The sequence below is a fragment of the Arthrobacter sp. CDRTa11 genome (assembly GCF_026427775.1).
GTDB lineage: Bacteria > Actinomycetota > Actinomycetes > Actinomycetales > Micrococcaceae > Arthrobacter.
Genome location: NZ_CP044532.1, coordinates 1,722,963 through 1,738,142 on the forward strand (window position 1 = coordinate 1,722,963; position 15,180 = coordinate 1,738,142).

A 15,180-nucleotide genomic window follows, 5' to 3' on the forward strand; every position below is an offset into this window, starting at 1 on the left:
TAAGCCATAAATGATTGATTATCGGGTATCAGACGTTTACGGTTGAGCTATGTACGTTATGACCATCGACCAGCGTGGCAGCAGCACCGACGTCGACCGTGTTCCAGGGCTCATCTCAGAGTTGCGCAGCCTTAGTTCGGCGGGCTTCGAGCGGTCGGTGGGCGATGAACTCCAGGGCGTGGTGGAACATCCCGCGGAAGTCGTGGACGCCGCTTTGCATGCGCTCCGCAGCGGCTACTGGTACGTCGGAATTGGAATAGGCACGGTACACCTGGCGCCCGGCGCCGGGCCGCGCGAGGGAACCGGAACCGGGTTTGTGGCTGCCCGGAAAGCGGTAGACCAGGCCAAGAGTGCCGCTGGGCACGTTCCGTTGTCAGTGGTGTCCGGCAGTATTGGCCGTGGAATGGATGTTCCCAAGCATGCAGTGGAAGGAGTAAGCACGTGCGCCAACGCAGAGGCGGTGCTCCGCCTCATCGGCCGGCTCATTCAGGAACGTACGGAAGCCCAGTGGAGGATTGTTGACCGGCTGCGAAGTATTCAGGGCAGCGGCGAAAGGCACGGCAGCCAGAAGCAGGTGGCCAAAGAACTGGGAATAACAGAACAGTCGGTGAGCCGTGCCGTGCTCAGGTCCGCCTGGCAGGAAGAATGGGCTGCCAGACCCGCGGCCGCAATGCTGCTCGAATACGCCCATACCCAGGTCCTGGCGGCGCCGGCTGCCGGGAATCAGGGAACACCTCACAAGGGAGATCGGTGAACGCACTCTGGATTGCAGCCGCATTGTTGGTGGCCGGATTCGCCGGCTGGCCGGTAACGGCGCTCGTCTTCCGGCTGGCCAGGACCATTGACGACAGGGCCGATGCCGCTACCGCAAGCGACGAGGCAGCGAGGAGGGCCGCGGAGGATCCTTCCGCCGATGTCACGGTGGACACCGTGATTCCGGGCGCCGTGATTCCGGGCGCCGGCCAGACGGTCGACGGCGAGCTGACGGCGGAAACCGGCCACCCGACGTCGGGCGTTCCCGGTATTGAGCCCCCGGCCCCCACCCAGCGGATCCTGCGCGGCGGCGCCATCATCGGCGTCCTTGAGCGGCTGGGCGTCTGCCTTGCCATCCTGACCGGTCAACCAGTGGCGATCGCCTATATCGTGGCCATCAAGGGCCTGGGCAGGTTTGCGGAGCTGAAGGAAACCCCGGTGGCTGCGGAACGCTTTATCATCGGAACACTCACATCGATGCTCTGGGCTGCGGGAATCGCGGCCACCGTCAAGGTGCTGTTCCTTGGCTAGGTGCTGTTCCCTTGCCGGATGGGAAGGAAGGCTGCCAGGGCGATAGGGTAGCGGTATGACTGTTTTTGCCGTTGAGTACGTTTACGCCCCCGATTCCACCGCAGCCCGCGATGAAAACCGTCCCGCGCACCGGGCCTGGCTCTCAGATCTGGCCGAGGATGGCAGGCTGCTCACCAGCGGACCCTACGGTGACGGTGCAGGCGCGCTGCTGATCTTCAAGGTCCAGGACGAATCGCGGCTGAACGAACTGCTCAAACAGGATCCCTTTGCCGTCGCAGGCACCATCGCAGGCATCCGGACCACCGAATGGACTCCCGTGATCGGCATTCTGGCCGCCCACACGTCCTGATCACGGACCCGCCCCACCACCGAACCAATTCACTACCCAAGGAGTCCACGTGACCTCGGTCAGCCTGGGAATGCCGTCAGCACCACCGCCCGTCCTTGCACCCCGCCGCAAGACGCGCCAGATCAAGGTCGGTTCGGTCGGCGTCGGCTCGGACTCGCCCGTCAGCGTTCAGTCGATGACCACCACGCCCACCACGGACATCAATGCCACGCTCCAGCAGATCGCCGAACTCACGGCGTCCGGCTGTGACATTGTCCGCGTGGCCTGCCCGTCAGCCGACGATGCTGAGGCGCTGCCCATCATCGCCCGCAAGTCCCAGATCCCCGTTATTGCTGACATTCACTTCCAGCCCAAGTATGTGTTCGCGGCCATCGAAGCCGGCTGCGCTGCGGTGCGTGTCAACCCGGGAAACATCCGCAAGTTCGATGACCAGGTTAAGGAAATCGCCAAGGCCGCCAAGGACCACGGCACGTCCATCCGAATTGGTGTCAACGCCGGTTCGCTTGAACCGGGCATCATGAAAAAGTACGGCAAGGCCACGCCCGAAGCACTGGTGGAGTCTGCCGTCTGGGAGGCTTCCCTTTTCGAGGAACACGGCTTCCATGACTTCAAAATCTCTGTCAAGCACAACGACCCCGTCATCATGGTGGCTGCCTACGAAATGCTGGCAGAACAGGGTGACTGGCCGCTGCACCTCGGTGTCACCGAAGCCGGGCCGGCTTTCCAAGGAACGATCAAGTCAGCCGTAGCCTTCGGTGCCCTCCTCTCCAAGGGCATCGGGGACACTATCCGCGTTTCGCTTTCGGCTCCTCCGGTGGAGGAAATCAAGGTCGGAAACCAGATCCTCCAATCCCTGAACCTGCGTCCGCGCAAGCTGGAGATTGTGTCCTGCCCCTCCTGCGGCCGCGCCCAGGTGGACGTCTACACCCTGGCCGAGCAGGTGACGGCAGGCCTTGAGGGGATGGAGATCCCGTTGCGCGTGGCGGTGATGGGTTGCGTCGTCAACGGGCCCGGAGAAGCCCGCGAAGCTGACCTTGGGGTAGCGTCAGGGAACGGCAAGGGCCAGATCTTTGTGAAGGGCGAAGTCATTAAGACTGTCCCTGAGAGCGAAATTGTTGAGACACTGATCGAAGAGGCCATGCGTATCGCGGAAGAGATGGGGGAGGCCGATGGCGAAGATGCTGTCAAAGGTAGCCCCGTGGTTAGCGTCTCGTAAGGACGAAACCCCAGTTGAGGGCATTACTGTCCGCACGTTGGGCGGATCGGACACCACCGCCCTGCGCGGCCTTGCCCTCCAGGACCCGGTAGCCAACGTCTTTATACTCGCCCACCTGCGGGCAGCGGGGACCGCTGCGCCCACCAGCGGCGGAGCCGCTGTTTTGGGCGTCTTCGACGACGGTGTGCTGGTGGGTGCCTGCTGGACGGGGGCCAACCTGGTTCCCATCCAGCTGGACCCGGCCTTTGCGGGGCAGGTGGCCGCCGTAGCCAACAGGTCCGGACGCCGTTATGCCTCGGCCTTTGGCCCTTCCGAGCCCGTCCTGGCGTTGTACGCGGAATTGGCGGAGCTCGGACACCTGGCCCATGAGGTCAGGGCGGAACAGCCCCTCATGACCCTGGCAGGTCCTCCCTTGGTGGAACCCAACAGGGACCTTGGGCTGGGCCGGCTGGCAGATTTTGACCGTATCCTCCCCGCCTGCGCCGCCATGTTTGAAGAGGAAGTGGGCTATTCGCCGTTCCTGGGCGGGCGGGAGTTCTACAGCCGGCGCGTAGAGGGCCTGATCAAGCAGGGTCATTCGCTCGTTCACCTGAACCCTGCGGGGGAAGTGGTGTTCAAAGCCGAGCTGGGCGCGGTCACTGCCGACGTCACCCAGATCCAGGGAGTGTGGATGAACCCCCTGTACCGCGGACAGGGCCTGAGCGCAGGGTACATGGCTGCCGTGGTGGACCACGCCAGGAAAATTGCGCCGGTCACCAGCCTTTATGTCAACGGCTTCAACTCGCGCGCCAGGGCTGCATACCAGCGGGTCGGATTCCGGGAAGTCGGAACATTCGCTACAGTTCTCTTTTAGCGGGGCAGGTGTTGCCCCTTTCTTACTTTGGGGGACCACTTGAACACGTCAGCGCTGCTCGGATTTTCGGCGTCAATACTTCTAGCGGCAGGGCTGACGGGCTGCGCCGGCGCATCTGGAGAGAGTGGGGCGCAAAGTGCGGTCAACTCCTCCAGTCCGTCCGCGAGCGAAACGCCTTCGCCCACCCCCACCCCGGCAAAGTCATACACCAGTGAGGAACTGGCCGCATTGGTCGGCCAATTGACTGATGCCAAGGGAGTCAAGCTCGCAGTGATGTCCAGCACTGACCTGACCGGATCCGCCGAGCAGCTTAAGGCCGTTCTTTCCACCACGACTGTGGAACCTGCAGTGTGCCAGGAAATGGCCATCTCCGGGGCAGCCCCTTCAGTTGACGGCGCGACGGCTGCGATGGGAACAAGCCTGGATGCGGCTGAGGCAGCATCCACGGCTGTGGCCATGACTTCCGGGCTGGACCCCGCGTACCTGGGGCAGGCCATGGCCCAGTCGGATCAACTGTCCAAATGCGCGAACATGACCATTGTTATGGCAGGAACAAAGGTCGACGTCGCACTGACGCTGCTTGATGGAGTGGGCACGGTTCCCGGAGCGCTGGCGTACCGCACGGACAGCACCTTGCCGGATGGCCGGAAGCAGTCGATGATCACGGCGCAGGCTGTAGTCCACGGCGTGCTGATTACCGTCATTTCCTCGGGTGGGACCACCGAGGAAGCCGCGTTGTCAAGGACAGGGGCAATGTTGGATCAGGCAGGTGCCCAGATCAAGTAGTGGGCTGCCCCGTTACTTTGAGTTCTCCCACTTTTAGTTCGCCCGTCAGGTAGTGCTGGACATTTGGTGCGATGAGGGCCACTACGTCCTCTGGTGAGGCTGAGGCCAGGGGCTCCAGCCTCACCACGTAGCGGACCAGCATGAGCCCCACCATCTGCGTGGCCACAAGGTTTGCCCGCAAGGCGACGTCCTGGGGCGCTCCCGGGACGCCGGCCATGATCCTGCTGAGGATGGTGCGGGTCACCATTTCCCTGAGCAGCAAGGTCTTTGCCTTCGAACCGATCGTCCCGCGAAGGAACGCCACCAGGCTGTGCTGGGCCGGGCTTTCCCATAGTCGCAATACGGCCCAGACGATCGCTTCGGCCCGCTGCCCTGGTTCGTACCGGTCCACGCCTTCCAGCACCTTCGCAGGGTCGGCGGGAAGGGCGACGCTGAGGGCAAACAGTTCGTCCTTGCCCTTGAAGAAGTGATGGATCATGGCAGGATCCACTTCGGCTTCACGGGCCACCTGACGCAGGCTGGTGCCTTCGAAACCGTGCTCGGCGAACAGCCTGCGGGCAGTGTTCAGGATGTGGGTCCTGGATGCCGTAGCTCCGCCGCGCCGCCCCCTCCTGGCGGGATCGGCCCGAGGGCCTTCAGCCTCCGGGCCCGTTTCCCGGCGGCCCTGTGGACCGGCCGCCGTGCCGGCCTGCGCCCCGACGTCGGGACCGGCCGCCGTGCCGGCTTGCAAAACGGCCTGCGGGCCGACGTCGGGATCAAACGCGCGGCCGCCGTCGGCCAGCTTTTTAGGGGTGCGGCGTTCGGCAGTGCCATCTTTCTGATGGCCGGTCAGACGCGGCGTCCCGGTCATGCCGTCCGCCTGCGCAGGGTCAGCGACGCCAGCACCAATACGCCCAGGACGATGGCCACCATGATCCCGGCGTCCCGCCACAGCTGTTCGGTGGCGTCCGCGTTGGCTGCGATCTCCTGCAGTGCTTCCACTGAAAATGTCAGCGGAAGGACATTTGAGATCGCCTCCAGGACCTCGTTCATCCGGTCCCGGGCAACAAAGAGCCCGCAGAGCAGAATCTGCGGCACCACCACAACGGGCATGAACTGGACCGCCTGGAATTCTGTCCGGGCGAAGGCAGAACACAGCAGTCCCAGGGCAACGCCCAGGACGGCGTTGATCACGGCGATGAGGACCACCAGCGCCGGGCTGCCCTGGATGTCCAGCTCGAAGACCCAGTAGGCCACTGCAGTGGCAACCAGTGACTGAAGGGCGGCCATGATGGAAAAGGCCAGCCCGTAGCCGAACAGCAGATCGGCCTTGTGGACGGGTGTGGTCAGCAGCCGCTCCAGGGTGCCGGACGTCCGCTCGCGAAGCATGGTGATGGAGGTAACCAGGAACATGACCACAAACGGGAAGATCGCCAGCATCATCAGGCCCACCCGGTCAAAGGTCCTAGGCACCCCCGGCGGCAGGGTCTCATTCTCAAAGAGGAAGTAGACGGCCGTCAGCAGCAGAGCCGGAACCACCAGGATGAGGGCAACGCTGCGGTGATCGTGGCGCAGCTGTTCCAGAACCCGGCGGGTGGTAGCCAGCATCATCAGCACGTTCATGACCGAACCCTGCTTTCGGAAGTTGCATTGCCTTCGGGCGGGAGGTCCGGAACGGGGCCGGTTCCTGCCGTGGGATCTGAATGGGGCGCGGCGCCCTGCGCTTTGCCTGCGTCGCGGATGACCTGGAGGAAGGCCCTTTCCAGGTCGGCGCTGCGGCCCCGCCGGCTCAGCTCCTGTGGTGTCAGCTGGGCGAGCAGCTCTCCCTCCCTCAACAGCAGGAGGGATGCACAGTGGCTGGCTTCCTCCATCACATGGCTGGAGACCAGCAGTGTTGTTCCGGATTGCGCCATGGTGCGGAAGCGGTCCCAAAGGTCTGCCCGGAGAACAGGGTCAAGGCCCACAGTGGGCTCGTCCAGCACCAACAGCCTGGGGTGCGAGACCAGTGCGCAGGCAAGGGATACCCGGCTGAGTTCGCCGCCGGAAAGATCGGCAGTTTTCTGCCGGGCCTGCCGTTCAAGTCCGACGGCGGCAATTGCTGCAGCAGCCTCGGCCCGGCCTTTCCGGTACATGGCCCCGAAGTACCGGACGTTGGCCTCCACGGTCAGGTCGGGGTAAACGCTGGGGGACTGGGTGACATAGCCGACGCTGTGCCTCAGGGTGGGATGCCCGGCCGGAAGGCCCAGCACCTCCACCGTTCCCGACGTCACCCGCTGGACTCCGACGATTGCCCGCATCAGGGTTGTCTTTCCGCTGCCGGATGGGCCCAGCAGTCCCGTGATCTGGCCCGGCGGAATGGAAAAATCCAGGCCCCGCAGAATGTGCGCCTTGCCCCTGGTCACCTGCAGATGGCGTGCCACCACGGCGGGACCGTGCTCCGCCAGGGCCGGTGCTGTTGCTGAGTGTGACATGAGCGCCTCGATTCTGGGAACCATGCAGCCTTGGGAACTCTGGAGGCTTGGCCACCGCTAAGGCTTCGGAACCCTGCAGGAATTCACCAAGTGGTGAATTAAAACTAAGCCTCCAGCGTCAGGGGGTCAATGGTTCACACGATGAAAAAAGCTTGCCAACGTGTCGGCTATCACATAGGTTCGATCTAGCTGCGCTGGAGTGGAGTGGGCGGTCTCAGCGGTCCCCTCCGGTAGTCAAAGGCGTCAACGGCCGCAGAGTCACGCCCGGATGCAATGACCAGCCCTATGGGGGGCCAGGGGCTTTGCATCCCGGGCGTGGCTCTTCTGCTTTTGTTCGGCCGTGCTCCTTGGGCGCCCCACTTTTTTGGAGGGCTCTCCTTTTGGGTGCGGGCCACAGTGTGTCCCGGCTGCAGCCCCCGCCGCAGTCAATGGCCGTGCTTGCCGGTAGATTAGTACGCAGACGATTTGCCCCCTCTGCTTTCCAGCAGCATTCCCCAGAAACGGATACAGACCCGTGGTCCTCAGACTGTCCCAGCTTTTCCTGCGCACCCTTCGCGAAGATCCCGTCGACGCCGAGGTGGCCAGCCACCGCCTCCTGGTGCGGGCCGGCTATATCCGCCGCGCCGCCCCCGGAATCTACACCTGGCTGCCGCTGGGCCTCAGCGTCCTGCGGAAGGTGGAGGCCGTGGTCCGGGAGGAGATGAACGCCATCGGCGCCCAGGAGGTCCACTTCCCGGCGCTGCTGCCGCGTGAACCCTATGAGGCCACCAACCGCTGGACCGAATACGGTGAAGGGCTCTTCCGACTGCAGGACCGCAAGGGCGCGGACTACCTGCTGGCTCCCACCCACGAGGAAATGTTCACACTCCTGGTCAAGGACCTGTACTCGTCGTACAAGGACCTGCCGCTGAGCCTGTACCAGATCCAGAACAAGTACCGTGACGAGGCGCGCCCCCGCGCGGGCCTACTGCGCGGCCGCGAGTTCATCATGAAGGACTCCTACTCCTTCGATGTGGACGACGCCGGCCTGGACGCAAGCTACATGGCTCACCGTGGCGCCTACCTGAGGATCTTCGAGCGCCTGGGCCTGGAGGTCATTCCGGTAGCGGCAACCGCCGGGGCCATGGGCGGATCAAAGAGCGAGGAATTCCTGCACCCCACCGAGATCGGCGAGGACACCTTTGTCCGGTCCGCCGGCGGCTACGCAGCCAACGTTGAGGCCGTCACCACCGTGGTTCCGGCGGAGATTGACTTCACGGATGCCCCGGCAGCGGAAGTCCTGGATACCCCGAACACTCCCACCATCGACACACTGGTGGCCGCTTCCAACGAATTGGCTCCCCGCAGCGAGGCCGACGGCGGCGCCTGGACTGCCGCCGACACCCTCAAGAATGTGGTGCTCGCTGTCACCCTGCCCACCAGGGAGCGCCAGCTTGTGGTCATCGGCCTGCCCGGTGACCGCGGAGTTGACCTGAAGCGCGTGGAGGCCAACATCGGCTCTTTCCTGCCCATCGGCGGGGAGATCGGACTGGAAGCAGCCAACGACGAGGACCTGAAGAAGCAGCCGCTGATCGTCAAGGGTTACCTGGGCCCCGGCCTGACCGTCGACGAACCCCTGCTGGGCAGCGAAAGCGCAACCAAGATCCTCTACCTCGTGGATCCCCGCGTTGTCAGCGGCACCGCCTGGATCACCGGAGCCAACGAGGCCGGAAAGCACGTGTACGGGCTGGTGGCCGGGCGCGACTTCACCTGGGACGGCGTCATCGAATGCACCGACGTGCGCGAAGGCGACCCCGCCCCGGACGGCTCCGGACCGCTGGAGATTGCCCGCGGCATCGAGATGGGCCACATCTTCCAGTTGGGCCGCAAGTACGCAGAAGCCCTGGAGCTGAAGGTCCTGGACCAGAACGGCAAGCAGGTAGTGGTCACTATGGGCTCCTACGGCGTGGGCGTCACCCGGGCAGTGGCTGCCCTGGCCGAATCCAACCACGACGAAAAGGGCCTGGCCTGGCCGCGCGCCGTCGCCCCGGCCGATGTCCACATCGTGGCCGTTGGCCGCGGCGAGGAAATTTTCGCCACGGCCGAGCAGCTGGCCCTGGACCTTGAAGCGGCCGGCCTGGAGGTCATCTACGACGACCGACCCAAGGTGTCCCCGGGAGTGAAGTTCGGCGACGCCGAACTGGTGGGCGTGCCCACCATCCTGGCCGTGGGGCGCGGCCTGGTGGACGGCGTGGTAGAGATCAAAGACCGCCGCAGTGGTGACGCCGAAAACGTGGCAGTGGACAAGGCAGTTGACTATGTGGTCAATGCCGTCCGCAACGGCTGACCTTCCCTTCCGGTGATTTCGGGTTTTGAGTCGATCCAGCTCACCACTCTCATCCTGATTGTGGTGGCTGGATTTGCTGCCGGCTGGGTGGACGCGGTGGTGGGCGGCGGTGGCCTGATCCAGCTTCCGGCCCTCCTGCTGGTGCCTGGCATAACGCCTGTCCAGGCCCTCGCCACGAACAAGATGGGCTCGATCTTCGGGACGTCCACCAGTGCCGTCACGTTCTATGGACGGGTGAAGCCGGACCTCTGGACCGCCGTCCCGATGGCTCTGATCGCCCTTGGCGGCAGCTTCGGAGGCGCTATCTTGGCGGCGAGCCTGCCCTCAAGTGTCTTCAAGCCCATCATCGTGGCGGCGCTGGTCGCCGTCGCGCTCTTTACCGCCCTCAAGCCCAACGTTGGTGACATCACGCTGCTGCGGCACAACGGGCACAGGCACTACGTGGTGGCCTGCCTGATCGGTGGCGCCATCGGATTTTACGACGGCCTGATCGGACCCGGCACCGGCTCTTTCCTGGTCATCGCGCTGGTCTCGGCCATGGGCTACGCCTTCCTCGAAGCCAGCGCAAAGGCCAAGATCGTGAACATGGCGACGAACGCCGGGGCCCTGCTGTTTTTCCTGCCGCACGGCTCGATCCTGTGGGGTGTTGGCCTGGTGTTGGGTGTGGCCAACATGGCGGGCGGGTACCTTGGAGCGCGGGCTGCGGTGAAGCAGGGCAGCGGGTTCATCCGGGTTGTTTTCCTGCTGGTGGTGGGCGCCCTGATCCTCAAATTGGGCTACGACGTCTGGCAGGAAAACTTCGCCTAGCTCCTTCTTCTGATCACTTTCCCCGAGGACGGGCTGTGGACCTGTCCACAGGACCACATGATGATCTGCGGCCCCTCGTCGCGGCGCCACCCCAGGCGTAGCATGCTGGTATGTCCGCAGGCGCTGAAACCTATTCGGAAGCATTGGCAGCAGCGGCGCGCCTCGCCGCGGAGTGGCTTAAGAGCCTTCCGGACAGGCATGTGGGCCCGGCGCTGACCGCACACGACCTTGTTGCTGATTTCGGAGGCCCGCTTCCTGCCGAGGGTATGCCGCCGGTTGACGTGGTGGAGTACTTGGCCGCCAAGGCCGAGCCGGGCCTGATGGCCATGCCTTCGGGCCGTTTCTTTGGCTGGGTTATTGGCGGAACCCTGCCCGCCGCCCTGGCCGCGGACTGGCTGGTGAGTGCCTGGGACCAGAACTCGGGCCTGCGCTATGCGACGCCGGCGATCGCCGCCATTGAGGAAGCGGCCGGGCAGTGGCTGCTCCAGCTCCTGCGGCTGCCGGAAGAGTCCGACGTCGGCTTCACCACCGGCGCAACCATGGCGAACTTCACCGGCATGGCAGCCGCACGGTGGCGGCTGATGGCAGATGCGGGCTGGGATGTGGACCGGAACGGACTGGCCGGCGGCCCGCGGATCAGGTGTTTCGTCGGACAGGAACGCCATGAAACCATCGACCTGGGCCTGCGGTACCTCGGCCTGGGCCAACCCACAGCCGTCCCCGTCGATGCGCAGGGGAGGCTGATTCCGGGCGAGCTGAACAGGTTGCTCGCTGAGGGCTCCGGCCCTGCCCTTGTGTGCCTCCAGGCCGGGAACCTGCATTCAGGAGCCTTCGATCCCTTCGACGATGCCATCCAGGTTGCCCACAGGCACGGGGCCTGGGTTCATGTTGACGGTGCTTTTGGGCTGTGGGCCGGGGCAGTTCCGGAATTCGCGCACCTTACAGCAGGCATGGCCTTGGCCGACTCCTGGGGAACCGATGCCCATAAGACCCTCAATGTGCCATACGACTGCGGCGTCGCCGTGGTGAAGGATTCACCGGCACTGCGCAGCGCCATGGGATTGCACACCAGCTATCTGGTCCACGACGCCGAAGGCCCCGGCGATCCGTTCGAGAAAGTGCCGGAGCTTTCCCGGCGTGGCCGGGGAGTCCCCGTTTGGGCCGCGCTCCGCTCTTTGGGCAGCGACGGTGTGGCTGCGCAGGTCCGCGGTCTGGCGAGGGCGGCATCCCTGATCGCGGAGCGGCTGATCGAAGTGGACGGTATCGAGGTGCTGAATCCGGTGGACTACACCCAGGTTTCCCTCGCCTTCGGCGACGATGCCACCACCCGGGCCGTGACAGCCAGGGTCATCCAGGACGGAAAAGTCTGGATGTCCGGATCACGCTGGCAGGGCCGGGACGTGTTGCGCGTCTCGGTCAGCAATTGGAGCACCAACACGGACGACGTCGGTACCGCGGTGGACGCTGTCAGTTCGGCCTTCGCTGCTGTCAGGGCCGAAACCGGCTGACTGACGCCGGGGATTCGTGGACTTCTGACAGGGCGGCCACCACTGACGGCCACGAATATAGGCCATGACTGACGGCCACCGGCCGCAGTCACCCGGCTGAATTTTCCTCACCGGGTTCGGGCAGCGAATGGGCGGCAGGAAGTCCGTCAAGGGTCCGTCCGGCAAGCGTACTGGCGACCCACAGCGAGCGGGCAAAATCGCCCTGATGGTATGGCCGGGAGGCGTACGAGAGGGCATTCTCCACTTCCCGCGCAATGCCCCACTGACGCGCGACCTCAGCGTCCAGGCCCGCGGCGGAGCTGAAGTCACGGCAGCGCCGCCGCAGACCGGCCTCCGGCGCGCTCCGTGGCAGGTCCGCGATCCGGTTCCACAGCAGGGGCGCCACAGCAAACTCCGGCTCGCCAATCATGGGCTGGGGGTCGATCGCGGCGAACGCCCGGCCGTCCGGGAGGGCCCCGGCGATCTGTACGTCCGGCTCCACGATGGACCCAATGATGCCTGTTTTGCCTGTTCCGGGCCTCGCCAGGATGTTCAGGAAATGGAAATCCGTGTGCACCAGCGCGTCCCGTCCGGAGCGGCGGCCCACGGCGCCCCGGGTCTGGCAGACTTCAAGGGCCGCCTCCAGCAGCCAGCGCGGAAAGGGCCGGCCCAACTGCTCCCAGTCGGCCGGCAAGTCATCGCTCCACTGCTCGGCCCGCCCGGCAATATGATCGAACTCCTGCCACTGCGGCCGATCATCCGGAAGCAGGCTCAGTTGGCGCATCAGTCCGCCCCACACCGTAACGGCGTCGTCCATCGGAACTGTCTGCAACGATGACCCAGCTTCCAGGCGCTCCAGCAGCATGGCGCATGTTCCGGCGTCGGACTCCAGCAACCGCACCGCGCCACATCCTCCCCACAGCTCCAGTGCGTGGCGTTCAACCCTGGCCTCATCATGGGGGAAGGCAATCTTGAGAGCTGCCGGGCTACCGTCGAGCCGCTGGACGGGAATGACTACGCCTCCGTGCCCGTTCCACGGAAGCTCGCCCGGGGCAAGCTCTGCTTCCAGGTTCCAGTGCTCCAGCCGCCCGTTCACCAGGCCCGGCAGGGACGCAAGCCACGCCCGGCCCGCACTGCTGCGGCTGTACCGCGCAGTGAGGTCTGGAGGGATCGGCACACCGGTCTTTTGGCTCATCAGCTCCAGAGTAGTTGACCCGGCAGCAGTTCCGGCCGATGGGGGCACTGAAGAGTAGCTAAGCGGCTGGCGTGCGGCTTCCGCCGGCGATGGTGCCAGAGGCTGCGTGAACTCAGAGGCGGCGTCGACTCACACGACGCCGCTTGCCCCGAGCAGATTGCCGATCGTGAACGTCGCCGCAAGGGCCAGGGCGCCGCCAACCACAACCCTTGCCGCAGCCCGCCACTTCGACCCGCCCCCGATCCACGCGCCCATTGCCCCGGTAAGAGCCAGGGCCAGGAGCACTGCGGCAAACGTCGTCGGAACCCTGACGGCAGCCGGCGGAAGGAGGATGGCCAGCATCGGGAGGGCGGCGCCGAGGGTGAACGCCACGGCGGAAGCAAAGGCGGCGTTCCAGGGGCTGACGATATCGGCCTCGTCGATGTTGAGTTCAGCGGACAGGTGGGCCGCCAGGGCATCGTGGTTTGTCAGTTCCACCGCTACAGCGCGGGCGGTTTCGGGGCTGAGGCCCTTCTCCCGGTAGATTGCGGTCAGCTCTGCGAGTTCTTCCTCCGGCTCTTCGGCGAGCTCCCGCCGCTCCTTGTCGATCAGGGCCTTCTGGCTGTCGCTTTGGCTGCTGACGGAAACGTATTCGCCCAATGCCATGGAAACCGCGCCGCCCACCAGCCCGGCCGCTCCTGCAGCGAGGATGGGCCCGGTGGAGGCGGTGGCGCCGGCTACCCCCACCACGATGGCCGCTACGGAGACGATGCCGTCATTCGCGCCAAGCACACCGGCCCGCAGCCAGTTGAGGCGCTGGGCAATGTCGTTGTCGTGCGGCTCGGTTTCCAGATGGCGTTCCAAGCCGGTGTTGTCCGCGCTGCGGGCCGCGTCGGGGGAGTCAGGCGGGTCATGGGCATCCATGGAATCAGCAAACCACCACTTGCGGCCCGCGGCCAGCCGCCAGAGTTCATTCACGCAGGACCGGCCCCGGGCAATGGTGGACGGTGCCAAGACACATGGACGGTCCCGAGCCGCTTGAACGGTGTCGGCCCGCACCGCTCAAGCGGGCCAGGGCCGCTCATGCGCCTGACTTCACTCGGGTACCTGACTTCACTCGGGTAGTTGCGGCAGCTGGGATTCGTCCAGGGTAAGGCCCGGAACAGGACCCGGGTCAGCTCCCCAGTGGACTGTCCTTTGCGCTGCATTCAGAAGCGCCGAGACGGCCCACTCGCGGGTGGCACCCTGGCTCATCGCCACCACGTCAGCGTAGACCGGCAACGTACCGGCCTCGATCCGCCCCAGCCCGGCCGCCGGCGCGTCCAGGAAGGCCTGGCTGAGGATGTAGCCAGGCTGTTGGGGTGGAACCTCCGCGCAGTGGATCCTGCTGTAGTGCACGCCGTCTTCGACCAGGTCGTGGTGCTGTTCCAGGAGGTCCGACGCCGCAGCCGCCGATGCCGGATCCAGCCGGGTGAGCGCTGCCTGATATCCGTAAACCGCTTCCAGCTCGGCTTGCACGGCCGAGGTGAGGGCGGCCGCCAGCTCTGTTCCTGACGATGGCTCCGCGGTTCCACAGGTGGCGGCCAGGCTTGCTGGATTGTCCCGGCCGGGCATGCCTTCTTCCTGAGGCGCGCCTTCTTCCCAGGGCGCGCCTTCAGCCGCGTCCTCTGTTCCGTCTGCCCCCGGGAGGACAGCAGAAGGAGAAGGTTTGGAGGGAGGGAGTGCGGAAGGAGAAGGTTCAGAGGGGGGAAGAACTGACGGAAGCGCCGGGGCCGGAATGCCGGCGTAGGCGGCAAGTTCCGCGGCGGCCATGACCTGGGCAGTGCCGGTCCCTGCAAGAAGACGGGCCATTCCGCCGTCGGCCGTCTCCGCATCGGTGAGGCGCCTGGCCCCGCTGGCGGAGAGTGCGGACGCAAGTTCCGCAGCAGCAACTGGCATCGGCGCGGAGGCCGTGGGCGAAGGTTCTGTTGAAGCAGGGCCGGGTGTTGCTCCTGCCTCCGCAGAGGATCCGCCCGGAGTCAGCATCAGGGCCCTGGCCTGGAACGTCAGCAAAGTCACAACGCGGTCCAGGACCACGTTGCCGGATGCCTGGCCGGATCCAGGGCCAGGGGCGCCGGAACCAGGGGTGCCGGGTGCAACGGCGGGGCCTGCCAGCTCCATGACTGATGCCCGCAATGACATGGCATCAGCGAACGCCGCGGCCCTGGCCTGCTCGGAGAATGGAGGTTCGGGCGGCGGAGGCGGCTCATGGGGGATCAGGGCGATTCCCAGGCTGAGGATCAGGAGGGCTGTGAGCGACAAAACAGCGTAGCGGAAATAGCGCCTACCGGGCCTCTTTTCCTGACTGTCATCGTTCACAACAGACCATGGTGTCACGTCCAGTGCACCCTGGTGTGCACCAAGGCGTCCGGAAAATCGCTACGCTAGTACACATAACATCATCTATCG

General features: G+C 65.2%; 15 protein-coding genes. 9 read left to right on the forward strand and 6 right to left on the reverse strand.

What is annotated here, in order from left to right; translation table 11 throughout:
- Positions 1–49 precede the first annotated feature (49 nt).
- The 6 genes from F8G81_RS07810 (at position 50) to F8G81_RS07835 (ending at position 4,488) form a co-directional block, all read left to right on the forward strand.
- Entirely contained in the window at positions 50–754 is a 705-nt protein-coding gene (locus tag F8G81_RS07810) for a MarR family transcriptional regulator (RefSeq protein WP_267278426.1), read from the forward strand.
- A complete protein-coding gene (locus F8G81_RS07815) occupies positions 751–1,284 on the forward strand; it encodes a hypothetical protein (RefSeq protein ID WP_267278427.1) in 534 nt (177 codons plus the stop codon). The genes F8G81_RS07810 and F8G81_RS07815 overlap by 4 nt, the downstream gene beginning before the upstream one ends.
- Before the next feature lie 55 nt (positions 1,285–1,339).
- Positions 1,340–1,633, forward strand: coding sequence for a YciI family protein (locus tag F8G81_RS07820; RefSeq protein WP_267278428.1), 294 nt, complete (start codon positions 1,340–1,342; stop codon positions 1,631–1,633).
- A 49-nt stretch (positions 1,634–1,682) separates the two neighbouring features.
- The gene (ispG, locus tag F8G81_RS07825) at positions 1,683–2,849 is read left to right on the forward strand and encodes a flavodoxin-dependent (E)-4-hydroxy-3-methylbut-2-enyl-diphosphate synthase (protein ID WP_267278429.1); all 1,167 of its coding nucleotides are present in this window, start codon (positions 1,683–1,685) and stop codon (positions 2,847–2,849) included.
- Positions 2,812–3,702, forward strand: coding sequence for a GNAT family N-acetyltransferase (locus tag F8G81_RS07830; protein ID WP_267279160.1), 891 nt, complete (start codon positions 2,812–2,814; stop codon positions 3,700–3,702). Before ispG ends, F8G81_RS07830 begins: the two co-directional genes overlap by 38 nt.
- A gap of 273 nt (positions 3,703–3,975) precedes the next feature.
- Positions 3,976–4,488, forward strand: a complete 513-nt coding sequence (locus tag F8G81_RS07835; protein WP_267278430.1) for a hypothetical protein — start codon at positions 3,976–3,978, stop codon at positions 4,486–4,488.
- Here the strand turns inward: F8G81_RS07835 and F8G81_RS07840 are convergent.
- From F8G81_RS07840 to F8G81_RS07850, 3 genes are read right to left on the reverse strand one after another with little or no spacing between them, the layout of a single operon-like run.
- Positions 4,481–5,338 (reverse strand): TetR family transcriptional regulator, encoded by an 858-nt coding sequence (locus F8G81_RS07840; RefSeq protein WP_267278431.1) that lies wholly within the window; start codon positions 5,336–5,338, stop codon positions 4,481–4,483. The two genes, F8G81_RS07835 and F8G81_RS07840, sit on opposite strands and share 8 nt — an antisense overlap.
- Positions 5,335–6,078: an ABC transporter permease gene (locus tag F8G81_RS07845; protein ID WP_267279161.1), complete on the reverse strand. Its 744-nt coding sequence runs from the start codon at positions 6,076–6,078 to the stop codon at positions 5,335–5,337. The genes F8G81_RS07840 and F8G81_RS07845 overlap by 4 nt, the downstream gene beginning before the upstream one ends.
- A gap of 8 nt (positions 6,079–6,086) precedes the next feature.
- Positions 6,087–6,938, reverse strand: a complete 852-nt coding sequence (locus tag F8G81_RS07850) for an ABC transporter ATP-binding protein (protein WP_267278432.1) — start codon at positions 6,936–6,938, stop codon at positions 6,087–6,089.
- Between the two features lie 514 nt (positions 6,939–7,452).
- Between F8G81_RS07850 and F8G81_RS07855 the strand changes: the two genes are divergently transcribed.
- From F8G81_RS07855 to F8G81_RS07865, 3 genes are all read left to right on the forward strand, one after another.
- Positions 7,453–9,264, forward strand: coding sequence for a proline--tRNA ligase (locus F8G81_RS07855; protein ID WP_267278433.1), 1,812 nt, complete (start codon positions 7,453–7,455; stop codon positions 9,262–9,264).
- A gap of 12 nt (positions 9,265–9,276) precedes the next feature.
- Positions 9,277–10,071, forward strand: coding sequence for a sulfite exporter TauE/SafE family protein (locus F8G81_RS07860; protein WP_267278434.1), 795 nt, complete (start codon positions 9,277–9,279; stop codon positions 10,069–10,071).
- Positions 10,072–10,181: 110 nt separating this feature from the next.
- Positions 10,182–11,579, forward strand: a complete 1,398-nt coding sequence (locus tag F8G81_RS07865) for a pyridoxal phosphate-dependent decarboxylase family protein (RefSeq protein ID WP_267278435.1) — start codon at positions 10,182–10,184, stop codon at positions 11,577–11,579.
- 88 nt (positions 11,580–11,667) lie between these two features.
- Here F8G81_RS07865 and F8G81_RS07870 read toward each other — a convergent pair whose 3' ends face one another.
- The 3 genes from F8G81_RS07870 to F8G81_RS07880 all read right to left on the reverse strand — a co-directional run bounded on the left by F8G81_RS07870 (position 11,668) and on the right by F8G81_RS07880 (position 15,090).
- Positions 11,668–12,753: an aminoglycoside phosphotransferase family protein gene (locus F8G81_RS07870; RefSeq protein WP_267278436.1), complete on the reverse strand. Its 1,086-nt coding sequence runs from the start codon at positions 12,751–12,753 to the stop codon at positions 11,668–11,670.
- Positions 12,754–12,882: 129 nt separating this feature from the next.
- Positions 12,883–13,656: a VIT1/CCC1 transporter family protein gene (locus F8G81_RS07875; protein ID WP_267279162.1), complete on the reverse strand. Its 774-nt coding sequence runs from the start codon at positions 13,654–13,656 to the stop codon at positions 12,883–12,885.
- 189 nt (positions 13,657–13,845) lie between these two features.
- On the reverse strand, positions 13,846–15,090 hold the full coding sequence (locus tag F8G81_RS07880) for a DUF4439 domain-containing protein (RefSeq protein ID WP_267278437.1): 1,245 nt from the start codon (positions 15,088–15,090) through the stop codon (positions 13,846–13,848).
- Positions 15,091–15,180: the final 90 nt, after the last annotated feature.

What these genes read in the sequence shown, in the direction of transcription:
- F8G81_RS07850 (WP_267278432.1), bottom strand. Translation starts at nt 6,938, where the DNA reads ATGTCACACTCAGCAACAGCACCGGCCCTGGCGGAGCACGGTCCCGCC.
- F8G81_RS07870 (WP_267278436.1), bottom strand. Translation starts at nt 12,753, where the DNA reads ATGAGCCAAAAGACCGGTGTGCCGATCCCTCCAGACCTCACTGCGCGG.
- F8G81_RS07840 (WP_267278431.1), bottom strand. Translation starts at nt 5,338, where the DNA reads ATGACCGGGACGCCGCGTCTGACCGGCCATCAGAAAGATGGCACTGCC.
- F8G81_RS07845 (WP_267279161.1), bottom strand. Translation starts at nt 6,078, where the DNA reads ATGATGCTGGCTACCACCCGCCGGGTTCTGGAACAGCTGCGCCACGAT.
- F8G81_RS07820 (WP_267278428.1), top strand. Translation starts at nt 1,340, where the DNA reads ATGACTGTTTTTGCCGTTGAGTACGTTTACGCCCCCGATTCCACCGCA.
- F8G81_RS07875 (WP_267279162.1), bottom strand. Translation starts at nt 13,656, where the DNA reads ATGGATGCCCATGACCCGCCTGACTCCCCCGACGCGGCCCGCAGCGCG.
- F8G81_RS07835 (WP_267278430.1), top strand. Translation starts at nt 3,976, where the DNA reads ATGTCCAGCACTGACCTGACCGGATCCGCCGAGCAGCTTAAGGCCGTT.
- F8G81_RS07810 (WP_267278426.1), top strand. Translation starts at nt 50, where the DNA reads ATGTACGTTATGACCATCGACCAGCGTGGCAGCAGCACCGACGTCGAC.
- F8G81_RS07865 (WP_267278435.1), top strand. Translation starts at nt 10,182, where the DNA reads ATGTCCGCAGGCGCTGAAACCTATTCGGAAGCATTGGCAGCAGCGGCG.
- F8G81_RS07830 (WP_267279160.1), top strand. Translation starts at nt 2,812, where the DNA reads ATGCTGTCAAAGGTAGCCCCGTGGTTAGCGTCTCGTAAGGACGAAACC.